The organism is Methylobacterium sp. NPDC097929, assembly GCF_049543375.1.
Lineage (GTDB): Bacteria > Pseudomonadota > Alphaproteobacteria > Rhizobiales > Beijerinckiaceae > Methylobacterium.
In genome coordinates this window covers 1-1,810 of the sequence record NZ_JBMVEP010000036.1, presented here as the reverse complement: position 1 = coordinate 1,810, position 1,810 = coordinate 1, and the positions used below count along the sequence as shown (strand labels likewise).

The following is a 1,810-nucleotide window of genomic DNA, read 5'->3' as shown; positions in this document are numbered from 1 at the left end:
AGCCAAAGCGTACGCCTGAGCCGGGCGTTGCCGTACTTCGACAGTTTGGTCTGGCCGCGGAAGGTGCCGGATTGCTGGGTAGCCAGATCGAGGCCGCAGAACTTCAGGAACTGACGGTGATGGCTGAAGCGGCGCAGGTCGCCGGCCTCGGCCATGATGGTCAGGGCGTTGATCGGGCCGATGCCGGGGATGCGGCGCAGCAGCTTGTAGTCGGCGCTCTCCGACAGGAGGGTGTCGGCCGCAGCCTCGATCGCGTCGCGTTGCCGTATGAGGCCACGCACCTCGCCGATGACGAGCCGGAACATGCTCACCGCCGGAGCGTCAGGCGGTACCGGCAGGCCGATCGATCTGCGGGCCGTCTCGTAGATGTCGCCGAGCAGTTGGGCCTTGGCGACCTTGCGCCCGACGACATCCCAGGCGGCGGCGATGAAGGTCTCCTTGCTCAGCGCGGTGATGCTGGCGGGCGTGGGGAAGCGATCGAGGAAGGCGAAGAACCAGTCCGAGCGGCAGTTGTGGCGGAAGCGGTCGACCTCTGGGAAGTACAGCGGCAGGTAGTGGGTCAGGATCCGATGCAGCACCTCGGTCTTGGCCCGCTAGACGGCGTCGTGGGTCTTGGACAGTTCCTGCACGTCGTTGATGCCGGCGGCGAGCGGGTCATGGTAGACCTGCGAGGCGCCGATGCGGATCATGTGCAGCATGACCTGGGCGTCCTTCGGGTCGTTCTTGTCCCAACCGTTGTGCAGGGCCTCGCGGGTGCGGGCGAGCCCCACGGACGAGATCAGGCGCACGGCAAAGCCCGCCTGGAGCAGGCGCCAGGCAATCGGGCGGTGATAGTTGCCGGTCGCTTCGAACCCGCAGGTCACCGGCTGACCGAGATCGGCCAGGAGCGCGATCAGGCGGTCGTGCTCGGCACGGGTGTTGAGGACGCTCAACCGGCGTCGTCGGCCGGAGCCGGGCACCTCGATGAGAACCTCGTTGCGGGCCTTGGCCACGTCGATGGCTACGAGAACGCCGGCCGGCGGCGTAAGCTGTGGTCTGGTCATGGTCGATCCGTCTCCGGAATGAGGCTTCGAACACCGTCACTCTAGAGACCTGCCGATCGGCCATGACCGCCCAGGGCTGCGCGCTGCGCTCCGCATGGCTTCGCGCGCCGCTCCAGAGCCGTCGAGCCATCTTCCCGATGTGCTACCGCCCGGAACCGGAGGACCGCGCAGCGAGATGATCGCGAAGGCACTGAGCAAGTAAGTCGCCAAGACCGGACCGCAGATTCATATATCGCACCGGGTTCGCCGTGGGAGCACGGTCATTGCGAGACATTCAACGGCAGGATTCACGATGAGTGCCTGAGACAGAAGAACTTATACTCACTGAAGGAAGGGCAGATCGTGATTGGGCTCTGGCAGACACCGACAACAGCGTCCGGCTGCATTCGTCGCTAGACTATCGGCCGACCGCGCCTGTCACCTTCCCGGATCTAGTCATCCGGCTACCTACGGAAGCTACCATGCAGCAGCCTCTCAATCGGTTCGGTCCAAAATACCGGTCAGGCCGGAAGTGACGTGAGATGATTTGGGCGAGTTCGGCACCCTCACTCGATTGCAGTGCCCAGATGACATGAATGCGAACGGGATCAGTCGGCATGCCGGTCGAACCCATGGGTAGAGGAAGTAGCGGATGATCGGTGCTCTATACCACTGAGAGATGCGAAGGCCGTACTAGAGCTGCATCCGATCAGGTTGGATCAAAGGCATCGTAGCCTGCGGCCATCAGGTAGTTGCGGCATTCGACTGGTGTGAAGCGCTCGAAGGCT

Annotated in this window: 2 pseudogenes; one reads left to right on the top strand and one right to left on the bottom strand. The window is 63.8% G+C overall.

Features of this window, described 5'->3' with window-relative positions:
• A pseudogene (locus ACPCJR_RS26255) lies at nt 1–1,043 on the bottom strand (IS110 family transposase); the annotation flags it as partial.
• A gap of 172 nt (nt 1,044–1,215) precedes the next feature.
• Here ACPCJR_RS26255 and ACPCJR_RS26250 point away from each other — a divergent pair.
• A pseudogene (locus ACPCJR_RS26250) lies at nt 1,216–1,558 on the top strand (integrase core domain-containing protein); the annotation flags it as partial.
• Nucleotides 1,559–1,810: the final 252 nt, after the last annotated feature.